The 1,231-nt window shown below is 55.2% G+C and carries 1 protein-coding gene; it reads right to left on the bottom strand.

Going from position 1 to position 1,231, the window contains the following annotated elements; genetic code table 11:
- A partial coding sequence (locus tag GV832_RS21645; RefSeq protein WP_168776925.1) for an FG-GAP repeat domain-containing protein occupies positions 1-1,231 on the bottom strand: 1,231 nt, incomplete at both ends.

Genomic DNA, 1,231 nt, shown 5'->3' with positions numbered 1-1,231 from the left:
TGTTCGCGGGCCGCCCAAACGAATAGCGGATCGTCCCGTTCCCGCCTCCGCCGCCCAGCAAATCAGGCAGGGCATCCCCGTTCACATCCGCAGCTCCAACAAACGCAGGAACGTCCAGGGAAGAATAAGGCTTGAAACCGGAGCCCGTGTTCAAGAATGCACGGCCGACGCTACTGGTTACTACGAACAGATCCGGGAATCCGTCAGAGTTCATATCCGTGAGAGAGAACTTCTGGCGCTCTGAGCTTGTCGTGGAGAAGCTGTCCAAGAAGTCTCCATCATACCAAATCTCGGGAGATTTGAAACCAGCGCCCGTCGATAGGGCAACGGTAACCTTTAACTTCTTCGCTGATGATACACTGTAGGCTTTAGCCCTGAGAAGGTCATCCAACCCATCGCCGTTTATGTCGCCAACGGTCCGCATCTCCGAACCATCGACCGCGAGAGTGGACATCACATCGCCGGGGGGGAGTGTTGCTGCACGCAACATCCGGAACGCGGACATCGGCCCCCAAAAACGAGACATCTCTGATCCGCCGCCATAGACATAATCCGTGATTCCGTTTCCATCAAAATCTCCGTAGGCGGCCGTCCCAGGGGAGGGAAAGGCATCAGAGAGATTGGTCTTGACGGGGCCCTGGCCATCGAAATCGAGATAATAGGGTTTTCCTATCGCAAACGCCTCAAGGCCTCGATCCCCATCCAACTCAGAGATCGAGAAGTATATCCCCTCCTTGAGCTCCATGAACGACCAAGTCTGACCATTTGAAGAGGCGTAAACCTTGGTATCATCACTCGTGCTTGCGTCAGACCAGTAAGTCGTCAGATGCCCTGACGAACTCCTTTCCTGAGGAACAACAGCGATGTTATACTTCAGAGCGTCGCCGTCGTTCGTCAGTCCAACGAAAGTTCCACGCTTGAGGCTGTCGGGATCTTGCTGCACCGCTATTGGGTCAAACCGATATTGATGCTCGGTGGCCTGAAGAAGGGTCCCTTCCAACATTGGGAAGATGACTTCCTGACGCCCGTCCGGTTCGAGGTCCACAAACATGGGCTGGGTCCCAAAGGGTTTGTTTTCCGTGGGAGAGGACACTGAAAGCTGTTCGTTATAGTTCGGCACATCGTCGGAATAGGTGAAGGTGGTGGCTGGCAGGGCTCCCGCCGATCCGGCAGTCACGGAACCATCCGTCGCATTGACGACAAAGTCGCTTGCAAACTCGGTGACGCTGAG

Source organism: Stagnihabitans tardus, from assembly GCF_009925085.1.
GTDB classification, from domain to species: Bacteria; Pseudomonadota; Alphaproteobacteria; order Rhodobacterales; family Rhodobacteraceae; genus Stagnihabitans; species Stagnihabitans tardus.
Note: the sequence above shows the minus strand (reverse complement) of the source record. Positions and strands in the feature narration are given on the sequence as shown.